The sequence below is a fragment of the Pseudoalteromonas sp. AWM4_233 genome, from assembly GCF_056158285.1.
This window is the reverse complement of record NZ_JBSWSZ010000001.1, coordinates 1,068,538-1,085,053: the sequence shown is the minus strand read 5'-3', so window position 1 is coordinate 1,085,053 and position 16,516 is coordinate 1,068,538. Positions and strand designations below refer to the sequence as shown.

Annotated in this window: 6 protein-coding genes; all 6 read left to right on the top strand. The window is 40.5% G+C overall.

The window, feature by feature from the left end; genetic code table 11:
- Window positions 1-10: 10 nt before the first annotated feature.
- From ACXAC4_RS04760 to ACXAC4_RS04735, 6 genes are read left to right on the top strand one after another with little or no spacing between them, the layout of a single operon-like run.
- Window positions 11-1,981 carry a hypothetical protein gene (locus ACXAC4_RS04760; protein WP_475159425.1) on the top strand — a complete coding sequence of 657 codons (1,971 nt, stop codon included), beginning with the start codon at window positions 11-13 and terminating at the stop codon, window positions 1,979-1,981.
- Entirely contained in the window at window positions 1,981-5,091 is a 3,111-nt protein-coding gene (locus ACXAC4_RS04755; RefSeq protein ID WP_475159423.1) for a poly-gamma-glutamate biosynthesis protein PgsC/CapC, read from the top strand. The genes ACXAC4_RS04760 and ACXAC4_RS04755 overlap by 1 nt, the downstream gene beginning before the upstream one ends.
- Complete coding sequence (locus tag ACXAC4_RS04750; protein ID WP_475159420.1) at window positions 5,078-7,372, top strand: hypothetical protein; 2,295 nt, start codon at window positions 5,078-5,080, stop codon at window positions 7,370-7,372. Before ACXAC4_RS04755 ends, ACXAC4_RS04750 begins: the two co-directional genes overlap by 14 nt.
- Window positions 7,359-8,132, top strand: a complete 774-nt coding sequence (locus tag ACXAC4_RS04745; protein WP_475159415.1) for a hypothetical protein — start codon at window positions 7,359-7,361, stop codon at window positions 8,130-8,132. The genes ACXAC4_RS04750 and ACXAC4_RS04745 overlap by 14 nt, the downstream gene beginning before the upstream one ends.
- Window positions 8,111-12,364 (top strand): hypothetical protein, encoded by a 4,254-nt coding sequence (locus ACXAC4_RS04740; RefSeq protein WP_475159413.1) that lies wholly within the window; start codon window positions 8,111-8,113, stop codon window positions 12,362-12,364. Before ACXAC4_RS04745 ends, ACXAC4_RS04740 begins: the two co-directional genes overlap by 22 nt.
- Window positions 12,354-16,439 (top strand): poly-gamma-glutamate synthase PgsB, encoded by a 4,086-nt coding sequence (locus ACXAC4_RS04735; RefSeq protein WP_475159409.1) that lies wholly within the window; start codon window positions 12,354-12,356, stop codon window positions 16,437-16,439. The genes ACXAC4_RS04740 and ACXAC4_RS04735 overlap by 11 nt, the downstream gene beginning before the upstream one ends.
- The last annotated feature ends 77 nt before the right edge of the window (window positions 16,440-16,516 follow it).

Below are 16,516 nucleotides of genomic sequence, written 5' to 3'. Positions count from 1 at the left end.
GGAACGCTTGGTGTCGATAAAACAACAATTTTTCTTTGTAAAAAGGCATAAAACATTTTGGCTGATCATTAGTTTAATTGGCTTTACCCTGTTGGCAGAACTAACTGGTGCACTGCAGCGCTTTAATGCACCTATTTTTAAATACTTTAGCCAAATTCAATCAGAAAAACACAGTGATGTTGTTGTCATTGAAGCTGATGCGCTTATTTTTGAACATGACCAACTCGTCTATTCCTTACTTGCGCACAATCCAAAAGCAATTATTGTTGTTTCAGACTCGAAATTAACACATATACAAGATGAAAGGGTCTTTTACCCTCGTCCAGATAATAACTTGTGCCTTGCAGACCTAAAAGCATGGCTTGGTTATACGATTCAAATCAATCACCAAACACATAACCAATGTACCAGCCTATGGGCTGAGCTATTTCCAGAGCGTCGCCTAGATCACTCACCATTACTCAGCTTTGCATTAGATTTACATGCTCTGCCAAAATTTAATAGCAAACGAGTGCAAAGTGAAGACTTACTAGCTGGGCAAATCACCGATAAATTAGTCTTAATATCACAAACGAATCACAGTTTTGGTTTACCAATTCGGGCACCAAAACTCTCCGCTGAAGTAAACCCAATTTACCTTCATGCTTTTGTTGCCCATAACCTCATTGAAGGGTCGTTAATTTCACTTATCAGTGGCAAGCTATCCCTGACTATTCAGTTAGTCAGCATCATTTTACTGCTCGTTCTTTATCAAAAAATTGCCTTTAATATAGGTATTGTGGTTGCATCTATCCTTTCCATAACCTGGCTAACCCTTTGTTATTTTGTTATGACAGGTATGCATATATTTTTACCTGCTGCCGAAGGCGTGATACTTAACTTTTTTACCTTATTTTGGGTGTTTTTATCGGCAAAATGGGTTGAGGAGGACGATCTAAAACGACTGATGAATAATATCAGGCAAAAAATGTCAGGCCGTTATCTACCTAAATCGTTCACAGATCAAAGCACACCTTGGGACTCTATTATTCAATTAATTAACCAACAGTTGGATTTAGATAAAAGTATTCTGCTTGCTCGCCTTGAGGGAGATCATCGTTTATACGAAATAAGAGCCATTAATTGCCATCTTTCTGATATTCATGAGATGCGCAGAGACTACGAACGTGCGCCCTATTCAGATGCAATCAAGGCATTTGGTACAGTCAAAATTACACGTCCCTTCTTTAATGCATTGGAAGAAAACGAATCCCAGTACATAGTCCCGCTTATGTATGCTGGTGATATTCGTGGGTTCTGGGCGATGACCATTACTCCAGATGAACGATTTAACGAAGCTGCGTTTATTAAAAATGTAAATCGATTTGCCAATCAGGTTGGGGAGCTTTTATTTCATTATCGTGTTTTCGAAACGCAAGGCAAAGCCGAAAGCAATGCAATTGCTCGTTTACTCACCTTGAATTTAGCCAAACCATTGAGTCAGCAAATAAAGCTCTCGATTAACGAAATGGAACAAAAGCTGACAACCTTAGAGCATGTATTTAATCAGATCCGTTCAGCGTCGGTGCTATTCAATTTATTCGGTCAGGTGGTACAAACTAATCATGCGCTTGAACAGCTAGCGAAACAGCATCACTTGCCTATTTTCGAGATGACAGCACTCGATTTGCTATGTCAGGTCAGTGAGTTAGATCATGAAAATGCCAAAGGAAAACTGCGCTATTTAACTTTGCACAAAGGCGAAATTTATCTCCCAGTAAAATTGGCTGAACAGCAGTTTGTATTAAACGTACGTACCATTGAATCATCGGATGAAAAAAGTAGTGCAGGAGAGCCCTTTGAAGTGGGGGGGATTTTATTTGAGTTCATTAACCTCTCTGAACTGATGAGCCAAATACACCAAAACGAAGATCAAGCTGGTTTGCTGTCAGAAAACAGTGAAAAGCAAAAAAATAACACCGAGTCTGAGGCATCTAATTAATGGATTGGGTGCTGAGTATTTTTCCGACAGGTAGCGGCTTAGGCCAATCAGTTATCACCACTGTCTGGGTAGGCATAGCAGTTGTGTGCTTCTTAAACCTTCGCTTTGGTTTCCCTTTAACAGGTCTGGTTGTACCTGGTTACCTTGTGCCATTACTCATTGTTAGCCCGACTTCTGCAGCTGTTATCATAATTGAAGCGTTCGTAGTGTACTTCGTCATGCGAGTTACTGCCAAGACTATAATGGAGCGCTTCGGTTATGCTGAGATGTTTGGTCGAGACCGATTCTTTGCCATCATCTTGATCAGTATCTTAGTGCGTGTGGTCATGGACACGCTATTTTGGCCTAGTGTCGCCAATGTACTAGGCAGTTGGGACATCACATTTGACTACTCGACACAACTGTATAGCTTAGGGTTAGTCATCATTGCCCTCACAGCGAACGTTATGTGGAACGGCGGTTTTCGATATGGCACTAAAGTCACACTGATACAGCTTATCTTTACTTATGTTTTAGTACGATATGTATTAATGCCGATGACCAACTTCAGCATTGCCAATCTAGCCATTATGTATGAAGACGTGGCAGCTTCGATAATTGCAGCACCAAAGGCCTATATTATTTTAGTGATCACCGCATTTATCGCCTCTCGTGCCAACTTAAAATACGGCTGGGAGTTTAACGGTATCATGCTACCTGCATTACTGGCATTGCAACTCATGCAGCCGAGTAAACTGCTGACCTCTTTTATTGAAACAGCCGTGATCTTGATCATCGGGACTTTACTTCTTCAATACACACGCCTTAAAAACGCCAACTTTGAAGGCGCGCGCTTACTACTCTTTTTCTTCAATATTGGCTTTGCCTACAAGCTCGCGCTTAACTATTTTATTGTCAATTATTACCCTGCATTAAAAGTGACAGATACATTTGCTTTCGGATACATGCTATCCACTTTATTGGCGTTAAAAATCTATCAAAAAAATGCCCTTGGATTAATCATTAGAGCAACGTTTCAAACCTCTGTTGTCGGTGGGTTTGTCGCTATTTTCATTGGCTTTGTGATCATGTTTGTCCCCTCTCTATTTATTGGCAACCAAATAAAGTCTTTACAGAGTTATACTGAAATACAAGATCTCAGCCAACAGCTCAGTGAGTACAAAAGTTACTTGTATACCGACCAAAAAAATAAAGTAGAGATCAGCCAGTATCAGCAGACCCAAAACTTGCAAACCTTTAGAGCTGCTATCAGCATTTTAAACCGTGACAGGCGTAATTTAGACAACATTAACAAAGCCACAGAGCTGTTACTAAAGTTAGACTTTTCACTGCGTCTAGATGGAGAATATATTTATATTCAAGATGCCAGAAAATATGCAATTAGAGGACTGTTTGTCTTATCTAAACAAACTAATACAGGTTTATTGCTATCGGTCCCTCACCCTTCCACAGAACGTGTAGCAACAGACTCTTCAGCACTGCTTATGACACTCCTAAAAGCAGATGCATTGGCTTTAGGCACTCAAGCCACGCCGGCTTTTAGCGCCGATAATACCAGTCAGCAAAGTAACTATTATTGGGCCTTTATAAATGCGCTTGAAAGCGAAGACATAGTGCAATTACGCTCAGTTAACGCACGTACTACAGCCTTGCTTGAAACTGGCCCGTATGGTGCAACAGGACAATTTTGGATCTTCAATCGCATTCCAGCTGCGGTAAACCAATCTCTTCTCACTGAGCTATTAGGGTTTACGCAAAGTAGTTTTGGCTTATTAAACAATCAAAGCCTGCCAAACCCAAACTTTGAAGGTAGATTGATCGAAACCTTTATTGATACTTCTGCTTATACCTCCCTGCTGTCTAAAGTCGCTTTAAGTGACCAACTATATCAGTCTCCAGTTGAGCAAATTGAAACCAGCTTAGAAGAGGAAATAAACGCTTTTATACCAAAGATAACAGCCAAAGGTAGCCAACTATTTCAAAGCTTATCTGATAATGAGGCGGCACTATGGGAGTATGAGATCCTTCGTCCGCTATACAGTTTATCTGATCAGCTTGCAGGGCAAGAAATCACGACGGATGTACTTAACCAACTAAATAAGATAAACAATATTGCCCGTATGGTCGGCTACCAATTAAGTTTACTCAATACTGCAAGCGGTCGATATATCAAGGTTTCTCCTTTAGATGACTTACAGTATTTCCAATTAGGTCAAGGCCTCTATTTCATTCATTTAGACCCGACTAATACACTCAATATCCAAGTACCTCGTCCTTTGTATGAAAGTAATACCATACAGTTTGCCAGTCAGCTATATCAAAAGAGTAATGCAAAGCTGTTATTAATCGCTGGGGCGCACCCATTTGCCAGTGAAGAGGCCAATGTTATGGCCGCTGCCAATGTAAAAACCTTATTTAATATTGTGCATCAGAGTGCATTACGTCACTACCCTCAATCCGGCGTTTTAAACTTACAAATACGTAGCCACAGTGCGCCGTCACACATTCGCCCAAGTGCTTTAGCTTTTCAGTACACAGAACCTCATCCGAGCCATAAATTAAGCCTGGGTAAGGTACGGGAGTCACTCAAAGAGCTAGGAGTAGAGCATCAAATTGTTTTAGGCCAAGCTGCAACAAGAGGGCTCGAATTAGGTACCTCTCCTCAAACCGGATACCAGATATTTTCGCCTGCAAGTGAGCTCGCCACACTATGGCTTGCTTCCGATTTTAAGCAACACTTTTCAATATCGAGCGAGGCACTATTGCAACGACTATTAGCGGTATCGCAGCACCCTATTTTGAAGCACACTAATATTGCAGCTCTGTCTCCAAGTGACTGGCAAGCAATTAACACGACTCAATTAAAAGCCTTTAAGGATATTACCGAGCATTATGCGCTCTCTCAGCATTTGCCTTTTATTAAATCTTTATGTGAACAACAAAATGCGTGTACCTTGCAGGCCACACAACTTTCTATGCCAAACGAACTCGCCTTATTGATCAAGCAAAATAATAAGATTGCACTTATTTACTTACCGAAAAGAAATAAAGTCGTCGATTTGCAAAGATTTACTCAAATGATGACAGGAGGACTTAATGTATTTAATTAAGTACCTGCTGACTTTATTTTTTAGAATCAGTTTAATCTTATTGCTGCTTTGGCTCGTGATCCGTGGTTATTTTTGGGTAGTGTCTGCAGAGCCGGTTGCGCTTCGCTCTGAAGATGAAACGCGCTCAACAGTACATTGGTTACAACAAGATAAGGCGCTTACATTTAACTTTTCAGCCGATAGAACTTATTCAATTCGTGTGCTGTCAAATGCAATTTTTTCGGAGCAACAACAATTTGAAGAACCCGTTCACTATGCCATTGAGTACACGCTTTTAGACAGTAAAGCGACCCCTCTCAGTACGCATGTTTATCATCATGCTTCTAAATTGGCCTTAGATAATGAGCAAAAGCAAGTAAAACAAATTATTGAAAATCGCGATACCTTGGCCGTCTCTTCTGGACAGTCGTTTTTTATCAGCAATGAGCAACTCACTAATGCATCTGCAATCGCATTAAAACTGATACCTGAAAATAATCAGTTGAGAGGAGTTGTTATTCGTTTGCACGCAAAAACCCCTGTAAGCCTCAATGACATCAATAGAGCTTGGCTAAGGCAATCTACCGATTGGCGTGAACGAATGACTAATTACCACACCATTGGCAACAACGCTTTATCGAGCCAAGAAATACTAAATGCAGTCACATTTGAGTGGCAAAAATTAGCGCCACAAGGGATCCCCGGCATCGACTTTACCGGCGACACCCTATACGAAACACTGCCCTATTACGTGTTAAGTTATGACTTTAGTGCGGCGCAATTAAACCTAGATAGCTTCTATACTGATAGCCAACTGAGTGCCTCATTCAGAAACTATCAAACTCAAGACTTATATGTCTTTAAAGAGCAGAGCGACGCGACATTATTCGCAACTTGGTATGACATTAAACAACTCAAGGCGCCTATTCAGCTAAATTTCACTGCCACTGACACCCCCAATACTTATCGTATTTCAAGTGTTGAGCCCGGCCTGATTGTGGTTCAATCTGCCAAGCCTATACTAACTAGATGGTTTGCTGAAAACGATGCCCAGTTTAATGCTTTGCATAGCTACTTTTATAACATTGACGAGCACTTTAATGCTGAATACCAAGTTGCTAAAGGTAGTGATATCAACTTTGAGTTTAGAGGCCCAAAAGGCACGCCTGTTGATATCACACTTCATAATAACGATATTGAGATAGAGCAATTCCGTATATTTCTGCAGGGCGAGACAAGCAACTTTGACAGGATCATAGACGAAACAACCATCCGACAGCCTGTTTTCGGATCTGAGCAATACTATGTTCGCTTACCTAACACAGTGGATCGTATCAAAATTTCATCGCCACAGTCTGTGCTCGCGAAATTGCAAGCCAGACAGTCATCTTTTCATTATCAAACCGAGCTATGCGAACAGCTCTGCAAACCTGAGTTAGATAACTTTGCCGCTATAGGTGCTTGGTTTTCGCAAAAAGCGCAGAATGATTTTACTTTTACCGAACAAAAGCGCATTACCAATGTGCGTTTGTTTGAAATACCGCCTCCATTACCTAGTAATGAAGACATGGCAACCACCTACATGAGTCGGGATTTAATTCAAACCTTACCTCTATCAAATACATTTTTGGTCAATAGCCCAGATAAGTATTTTGCTAATTTGTATTCTGAAGCAGATCCAACAGAGCATCAATTCAATCAAGTTTTTAATTTTGGACAATTATTACAGGCTAAAAGAAACAACCAACTTAGAGATAAGCGTCTTATTGAGATAAATAAAAAAGCCCCGTTTTTCAAAGAGCGCGCCCTCACAGATTTAACTGAGACTCAACTGCTCTCTTTCAAAGGCCCTGAACATACTTTATTTGTTAACGAAGGCAGTGAGCGTCCTTGGCAAAAACAGCGAGGCTACTTTCTTAAAGCTGGCCAGACTTTAACTTTAAACTATTCAAACAAACCCGAATCGGTTGTTATTAAAGTGCTTAAAACCAAAGAGTTCAAAGATTTCGTGGTACTAAACACTCGCATTAGAGGTCGATTCAAAGACGGTTTAAGTCCTGAATACACAATTAAAAATAAACGTTTTGCATTGATGCCGGCACAATTAACCAAAGTCTATGCGCTGCATCCTGCAATTGCACAAGTGATCCCATACAACAGTGTCTCACTTGCGATAAACGATGATTTACAGACACTTAAAAGTATCACCCTCACCGCCGAACAAGATATTTGGATCAGTGTGCTTGATGAACTTATGCAAGCCCCCTCTGAAGCGCAATGGAGGCAATATGAAAATGATTAAGCTGATTGTTGCCATCATAGTAAGTTGTAGTGTGACCGTCGCTTGTGCAGAGCCAAAATCAACACTAGAAAAACTGACGAAAGATGTATCGAATTGGTTTCAGTCTGCGAATAAGGCCAACTTAGATTCTTGGCAATATGCGTTTAAAAATAACAGGCATCATTTGCAAGCTACCTCAACAGTAAATGGCGGCGGAGCGCTCATTTATCGATTAAATGCCAAAGCATGTATTATTTCTATTCCACATCGTTTCTTTGATACACACACCTATACAATAGGTGAGCAAATATATAATACACACTGCCAACTCATGTTAGCGAACACGCATCACAGACACAGTGACAGTTTGGATAAGCAGTCAATGGATTACTCTAAACGTCGCAATAATTTACATAACAGTGCCATTTTAGCCTTTCAGTCGATTCATCCGAGTGCCAAAATCATACAGTTACATGGCTTTAATCAAAGCAAAAGAAAAAGCGATAATGGAAGGCAAGCCGATTTTATTATCAGTCAAGGCAGAAAAGGCAATGTCATTAAGCAGCAATTAACTCTATGCTTAAGTAAAATATCAAGAAATAGCTATTTCTATCCAGAATTAATACAAGAGCTTGGCGGAACGAAGAACATATTACATAAACTTAATTTAGCACCTTTTTCTTTTATTCACATAGAGATAAGCAAGCCTATGCGAGAGCGCCTAGTAAAAGAACAACATACAATGAGTCAATTTTCTGAATGTATAAGCCAAGTTATTTAATTTTAATCGGTCTTTTATTTACCTGTCAGTTGTTTGCAGCGCCCGCACCACTGCAAACTGCACCTGCGTGGGTAAATTCAGATTTAGCACTTGGTCAGCCTAAAAGTCTTATTAGTATTGATGAAAATCAATCGAAACGCCTGTACTTACCAGCCGCTCGCTGGCTAACTTTACCAGACGATATATTCAACAAAACCATGGTTTGGGTAGGGCAAACACAGTATGCAATGCGCAAGCTCCACCCAAGTGAATTGATGTGTAAAGCGCATCGTTGCCAATTACCAGCATCGCAATACAATCGACTTGTTCAATTCGAAAATATCACTCAAGATTGGGTAAGTTTAGATATCAAACAAGGTCAGTTTCATTTTCACCGAGACCCTTTTCGTCGCGCAATAAAACTGCCTCTCAAAGCCACAAAATTAAGTCTTGCTCAAGATCACGAGTTTTACTATACGTTAGAGCCGAAGAAAAGCATGCGTTTATATTTCGCTGAGGCTAAAAAGCTCAAGCTTTCAGTTCGAAAGTGGATGTCAAACCTCAAGCAAGATAATAAAGTCTTTGTTGAAGTAAACGAGCAACCTGTCAGTTTAGTGAATGTATCGAACGCCCATGCACCTGAATATCAAGATAATAAAGTCAGCACTGTAAATACTGATTACATCGCTGTGCCCAAAGGCAGTTACTTAAAAATCACAGCCCAAGATCAAGCACTTATAAAACTCGAACAAATGCATCGCGGCATTTACGACCTTGATGCACTAGACAAACAACCTGAAGCACTGCTTAACCCTTATTGGACAGCAAACCTAGATGACGCCTTTGTAAAAATTTACTCCCAACAAGACGTATCTTCAATTAGTCACTTCTCAATTGCTGACGCGTCAGTGCTTGAACAGCGACGTTACCAAGATCTGGTGAGCACCATTTCAACACGAAGAAATGTGCAAGTTAGTAATCGTGGGTTACCTATAGAAAGTAACAATAGCAAACAAAGGGTCGTTTCTGGTTTACGTGCTGCAAGCGAGCAACTCTATTCAGTGTCACAACACAAGGTACTCACCAGCCACCAACTAAAAAACACGCTAAGTTTTGATATCAGCCAGTTTCAGCGGATCAGAGACTCATTATTTCTCTATGTTAAAGCGGAGCATAGCGGCCACCTAGTCGCTGAATACGACAATCAAAGGCATATTATTCAATTTTCACCAAGCCAAGCATTCAGCCGAATTGTGCTGCCTGTAAGCTTGCAATCACACTCTTTAAAACTATTCAGTGCCGATGAACAAATGGTAAGTATTGCCGTTGAAGTAGATGACTTATTGACCTTGCCAAACAACCCATTACTTTATTTAATGCAAGGAAAAGTAGCGGCCAAAAGCCCTACGCTAGCAACATTACTTGAGCAACAAAACAATCTGCAGGCACAGGCTTTCCTCAATAGTCTGCCTCTGCCACTCGAGACATCTGTTAACAAAAGACCGCATGAAAATGACTACCAGTTAATCTCAAAAGCGATGAACTTAGCGTTGTCAGAGCCAAGTAAAGCTTTGCCCTTGTTGAAAGATTTAGTCAATAGCAAGATTGCCAGCATTGCACTCGATGCTTGGCGAATGCGCATTGATTTATTGACTGAGCTCGACAGAGCCTCGACAGCCAACGCCTACTTAGAAAGTTTGCTGCAATCCGAGCGTCCACTACTCAGTAATTATGCTGCACAGGCACTTTTTAGCCGCTACTTAGAAGCTAAACAGGTATATAAATTACAAGGTTTATGTGCATACAAGTTTGATGTTTTAACTGGCTGTGACAGCTTGATGAGAGAATTATTGTTAGCACAACAAAAAAGCCTACAAGCTCTGTGGTCACAGCATGATAATCATAATTTCACAGACACAGCTTTACATAGCTGGGTGCAAAGCCGTATTGCACAATTAACCCCTTTGAAAGAGCCAACAACCTTTTCATTTGATATCAAACATTTTGGTGCCGTGAACTTGCAAGGTGATACATCTGATTACAATGCTTATACTTTGCAAACAGGTTCACCAATACAGCTTTATGCTAAGCAAGATTTAACATTACAGTTAAGAGTCAGAACGCCTTACATCCATGATGGTACACAGCAACAACACTGGCTACATATAGATACAAACTCAACACAATCCATTTTACCTGTCTTTGCGGATGTCGCTTCTACCACGCAAGTTCAGCGCAATGAGCTTAAACTTTCTGTGGCCAGTGAAGCAGTTATCACGCTAAATAAAGGTGATCAACTGACTTTAAGTAGTGAGCAACAGCAATACTTGAGTTTAAGGGTATTACCTGAAACACTTGTATATAAATCGCACTTAAGCTCCGGCGCGGTGGCATTTTCTCTTAAGCAGCCATTTATTAACCTACTCCACCAGCCTGATATCGATATTAAAACCTTACTCACAAATGCGTTATATCGATTAAGCCATGAGACTCTAAACAACTACGAGTTCAACTTGTTGTTTGAGAAACTAGAATACATAAAGCTATCTGGCAGTTTAAACTCACTTAAGAACCGTATTGAGCATTATGGGTCATGGCAACCTATTGAACAGTACTTAAATTATTCTGGCACTCAACTCATTGACATGAATGCCATAACGCGACGCAGTTTTGCCGAGCAAATAAGCCGCCATACAAGCCAAAATTCAAACTTAGACGGGCTATTAATTCGTCCAAATCACACTCTAAACTTAGACCTGAGAGAATTGGCGGGGCATAAAGTAAAACTCATTTTTGATTTCGCAGCTGCAGAGTTAGTGAAGACCAACTACGCCAATATTCTTGTGTCTACCAGCAAAAACAGTGTACTTTGGACCATAGAGAGTAATCACAATAGTGAGTTAGCACTAACAGATGCCGAGCTTGCAAATGGGCAAATCGCCCTACGCTGGATGAACCCGTTTATTTCTCAACTGGTCAGTGTAAAAATTCAAACCTATCAACAAGGCCGCTGGCAAGATGCGAAGTTAGATACACGCCAGCTATTTTATTTTGCAGAAGCTGAACAACAAATAAGCGCAAAACTGAATTCAGATAGTTTAATAAAAATTGAGCGCCTCTCAGGCCAAGTCAGAGATGAGCAAATCGGTTTTTATCCTGCAGGAAAAATCAATATTCAAGCAAAGACTTCACAGTTAGCACGCGTTTTTAAATGGCAACTTGATCCCAATCGAGCTAAAACCAGTTTTGCGCCAACAATCGAGCCTTTAATCGTTGAAAAGCCCATTTATTTTCATGAACCATCGAAAAAGCCATTTTATGAGGATATTTTATCTACTGATGAAAACCTCACTCATGTTGAAGGGCTCGTTAGATATAACCGGGCAGGTATCTTCGAAAGTGAACAAAGCCCGTCAGCTCGCCACTATACCGATTTTGGACTAAGGCTAAGAAATAAAGATAAGCAACATTGGTATTTACTAGAATCATTATTCACACTCGATAATCAAAATTACGAAACGTTTTCTATCAACGCACAACACAATTGGTTATCGAAAGAAAGTCATTGGTTTAGTGAAGCTAGAATAAATAACCGTTGGCAAAACGATACACCTATTAGCGAGAGCCATCTCAGTTCTAATGTCAGTTTTAAAATCGGTGAAACTTGGCGTGACGACAACATTCATCGTCATCAATGGTGGTGGCAGCCATTTTATTACTACACTAGCATCACCGCAGATGAATATATTGCTGACAGACTGATGAGTCCGTCGATGTTTAGTTTTTATCGCGAAGATCATATGCATGGTTGGCGGACGGCTTATCAATATCGCTATCAACCTTGGGTAGATAATCAGCTATCCGCTAGCTTTTCTACAACTTCAAATGAAGACTGGTCGTCTTTTGACAGCCTAGGCTTTGATATTGAGCTACAGCAATTTTACCGAGGGCATATTTTTACGCTCGCAGGCGCATCACAATATAAATTTGCTGATCAGCATAGGCCTAACAATACGTGGCAATATTTAACCCAAGTAAGTTGGCAAACTTTGTTTGACTTTTCAGACAATACAGCAGGATGGATAAAACTGAGCTGGACACAGGATTGGTTTAGAAAAGACCACTCACTACGTTTAGAAATAAACCTAGGGAACTTGCAAAATACCGGGTTTGGGCCGTTTGCTCACGATGAAATTCTCTTTGAATCTCTCCAATTGACGCATTTTTTAGAACAAGATACTTATGACCAATAATGAATTGAAGCAGCAACTTGAGTTAATTTTATTCGCCAATATTGAAGAGTTTTGGCTCAAGCTCTACCGTCATAAATATCAAAATCTGATCAATGAGCTATTACAATGGCCGTTAATTAGAAATATTCCTGAAAATGAATCGCTGCAAGCTTGGTTGCAACTGCAATCCATCGCCTTTTTAAGGCACAAAATTGAAAAGCTTAATGCGCATACTCAAAAGCTAGACGCATCTTATCAGTTATTTGTACAGCGCTTAGCAAAAGCAGAGATAAGCGCAGAAAAAGAGCTTCACATTCTGAGTTATGCAAGAGAGCTCGGCGCCACTGAAGCCCAGTTAAAAGAGGATAAACAGGCCTTGTCACGCTGGTTTGATGATGGTGCCGTGATAGACCGTTATCAACGGCAAGTTGCAGACACCGAACAAACTCTTAAGTTTCTGATCAGTAAACTTGGCGCTCTAACCACATCTCATTTACGTGCTAATGAAGCTGAAATCTTAGACAACTGGAAAAAGCTCGATCTTGAACCCTTTTTTATGCAGATGCTGCAAAATAATCACAGTGTTCATATCAAGCATAGTCTTATTCGTGCTTTAGTGAATCAGGTGGCTGTCATACACCAGTGTCACGCCGATCCAGAACTCAATGAGGGACTGGCTGCTGAGCTAATTGAATTACTCGAAGAACCGAGCACCCCTTACCAAGCTGTGATTGATATTCTTGAGATTTTATATGTTCAGCGCCCCACTTTTATCAGAGCGCATATTTGGGCGCTAATACAAGAAACCGTCATCGACTTTGCTGACAAACCTAAAAATAATGACAGCTTATTTGTGCTTGCTGCGCTGCCACGGATCATTGCCAAGCAACCTCACTTTTCAAACAAAGAAATGGACTTGCTTAATAGCCTAAGTGAACACCCTTATCCACGTGTAAGGCAAGCGTTAATTGAGCAATTAAATGTCATTGACTTAGGACAAGCAAAAAAGCTACTAGTGAGAAGGCTCGAAGAAGAGAGCTGTAGTGCAGTGTTATTTACCTTGGTAAAACAATTTACTCAACCACAATATGCCGAAGATGCCTTCATCTTTAAACTTTGGCAACAAGTACTTAAAAAGCCGCTGCCTTTTGAAGTAAAACGGCTCAATATCGAAAACAGCGCCCGTTTAATGCTCAATCTACAGCTACAATCTGATAAGCCTGAACAGATTTTTCAGCAATTTATTCAAACACTTAATATAGCGCTCGACAAAGAGTCCCATATCGCATTAAAAAGACATATTACAAGAGCAAGAGAGCAATTAGTCAGCTTTAGTCAGCAAACTTTATTGGCAAATATCGAAGAACAGCTTTCACAAACACAAAGTATAACGCTCTCAGGGGGAATTGATCGTCACACCCTAGGCCGAGCCTTGAGCTTTAAAGCACAACATGCAGAAGCATTTAGTGGTAGAGCCACAAAAAAGCACTGGCATATTATACCTGGCTATCGACGAGGTCGGCGCTTTTGGCGAATTTGGCATGAGTTCTTTAACCCAAGTACAGATAAACGTCAGAGCTTTAACCATACACAGACAAAAAAGCCCTCAGCTGATTTACATGTTGCCAGCTGTAGTGTCGCTGAAATTAGTGAAACCAACGTCCCTGGTGAGGCGCTGTTTAACCTAACTGAGCATTCAGCAAGACCGCATTTACCGCTATTAGATTACCTATTGTCAGTACTCAGCCAAGATAGAAGCAAAGAGCCAGCCTTTAGCTACACCCCAGACGGTATTTTAGAAATACATCGCCCTGCCAGACTCATCAAACGAATTAAAGCATATTGGTACATCTCAGTTCATTTTGAGCAACTCGATAGCTTAAGAAAAGGCAGTGAACTTGAGCAAAAGAAGTTCATTTCAACCTTGAGAGAACTCGGTTTCGAAATAAAATTTAATGCGTACGGGGATGTTCTTGGTGCATCATTTCCTGTCGAGCAAAGTATTTCAAAACTCTATAGTAAAACCGCATTGACCCCAGTACTCCTTAATATCTGGTTTAGCTTTAAAGAATACCTGTATTCAATTTATCAAAATTCAATTTCGCAATTGATCTTTTTCGTTACCGGCTTTATGGCTTATTTTTGGGGTCGCCACATCCATGTCAGCAAAAAAATAAAACGTAACCGCAATGCAATCCCTGTCAGCATCGGAGGTTGGGGAACGCGAGGAAAATCAGGTACTGAACGATTAAAAGCCGCACTGTTCAGCAGTTTAGATTTACGTGTTATCGCCAAAACCACAGGGTGCGAAGCCATGATGATTTATGGTAAGAGCAGCGGAGAGCAGTACGAAGTGCCACTATTCAGACCTTTCGATAAGGCCAGCATATGGGAGCAAAGCGATGTACTCGATTTTGCAAGAAAAACCAAAGCCGATGTCTTTCTATGGGAATGTATGGGCCTAACCCCAAGATATGTAAGAATTCTACGCCGCTGGATGCAAGATAACTTTGCCACCATTACTAATGCTTATCCAGATCATGAAGATATTCTGGGCCCAACAGGCATTGATGTTGCCAAAGAGATGTCAGCCTTTATAGGGAGTAACACACAAGTATTCACTGCTGAACAATCGATGATGCCGATTTTAAGTGATGCCGCAGATGCCAAACACACGACCCTAATTCAAACTCATTGGGGAGATGGCTATCAAATAACCCCTGATATTCGTGCATTATACCCCTATGAAGAACACCCTGATAACATCGCACTTGTGTGCAAAATGGCTCAGTATATTGGCATAGAAAAAGACTATGTATATAAAGAAACGGCTGAGCGCATCGTGCCAGACATTGGTGTGTTACAACATTTTCAGTCGGCCCCTATCGGCACTATCTCTCAATCTTTTGTGAATAGTATGTCGGCCAATGAGCGGCTTGCAACTGTTGAAAACTGGAAGCGTTTGGAGCTATTTGATTTAAACGACCAACCCCATATTCAAACCATTGCATTAATCAATAATCGAAATGACCGTATAGCTCGTTCAAAGGTATTCGCGCAGATCTTAGCTGAAGATTTACGCTTCGACTACCTAGTGGTGATAGGCACCAACGTGGACGGCTTCAATTCATATTTACAGCATGCCATTGACGAACGTCTAGATACCTTGCTGAAAAATAACGATGTAAACGACCTAAAGGCCTTTCTTAACCAGTTGAATGTACTTTATAGCGCTCAGACTTGGCTTGAGAAAATTAATCACACATTAGACATACCATTACAGACCACGGATATAACCTCTTTAGAAACTTTAACAACCGTGTTAAATGCTAGGTTGTTAAACGATGCCGGCCATATACAAAAAATTGTCACTCAATATGAAAACTGGCAAATGGCTATTTCACTGCTTGATATAGATGATTTATCAAATCATTCAGAGTTATTAAAGGAAACAGTGCAAAGCATCGTTGCAAGCAAAATAGTCTTGGTAGAAAACGCTTATGTAAAACCAGATCAACTAACAAGCCATATCGCCAGCCTAGCGATGAAAAACCAACATCAACTCATCGTGGGTATGCAAAATATTAAAGGTGCGGGCCTCAACTATGTTTACATGTGGCAGCAATGGCAAAAGATATATCAGATCTGTGAAACCCTTAAGTCTTCGGCCACCAAACAGTCTGAGTTTAGAAAGCTACTTTTAAAACTCGCTCAACAACCTAAATTCAGTGCTATTGAGATTGGCTATTTAAATCTAGTAATTGAAGACATTGCACACTCAGAACACGCGCAAAATGAATTTAGCCAAGCCGAAATTAAGTATATTCAAGAAAAAGTCACTACAGCTAAAACTGAGAGTAATCAAGATGACGAGCAACAGCCGAAAAGCAAGTTTAGAGGATTCTTTAATCAGGTTATCGAGTCATTTTTAGATGCTGGCGCTGCCGTTAAACGTAAAAAAACAGCACAACAGGTTTATCAAGATATTGCTGATCAACGCATCACGATAGAAAAGGCTATTTCAGTGCTCGCGACTCTGAATCGAAGTCAAAAACCGGGCTGGTTAACGTCAAAGAATGAGCAACAAGATTTGTAATCATCTTAATCTGCACCAGCAGATTTTATCTTATGCAATACTCGGTTTGTCTTGTCAGACTTCCCCTAACGCCGAGC

Excerpts from the sequence above, each read along its gene's own strand:
- ACXAC4_RS04735 (WP_475159409.1), top strand. The coding sequence starts at position 12,354 with ATGACCAATAATGAATTGAAGCAGCAACTTGAGTTAATTTTATTCGCC.
- ACXAC4_RS04755 (WP_475159423.1), top strand. The coding sequence starts at position 1,981 with ATGGATTGGGTGCTGAGTATTTTTCCGACAGGTAGCGGCTTAGGCCAA.
- ACXAC4_RS04745 (WP_475159415.1), top strand. The coding sequence starts at position 7,359 with ATGAAAATGATTAAGCTGATTGTTGCCATCATAGTAAGTTGTAGTGTG.
- ACXAC4_RS04740 (WP_475159413.1), top strand. The coding sequence starts at position 8,111 with ATGTATAAGCCAAGTTATTTAATTTTAATCGGTCTTTTATTTACCTGT.
- ACXAC4_RS04750 (WP_475159420.1), top strand. The coding sequence starts at position 5,078 with ATGTATTTAATTAAGTACCTGCTGACTTTATTTTTTAGAATCAGTTTA.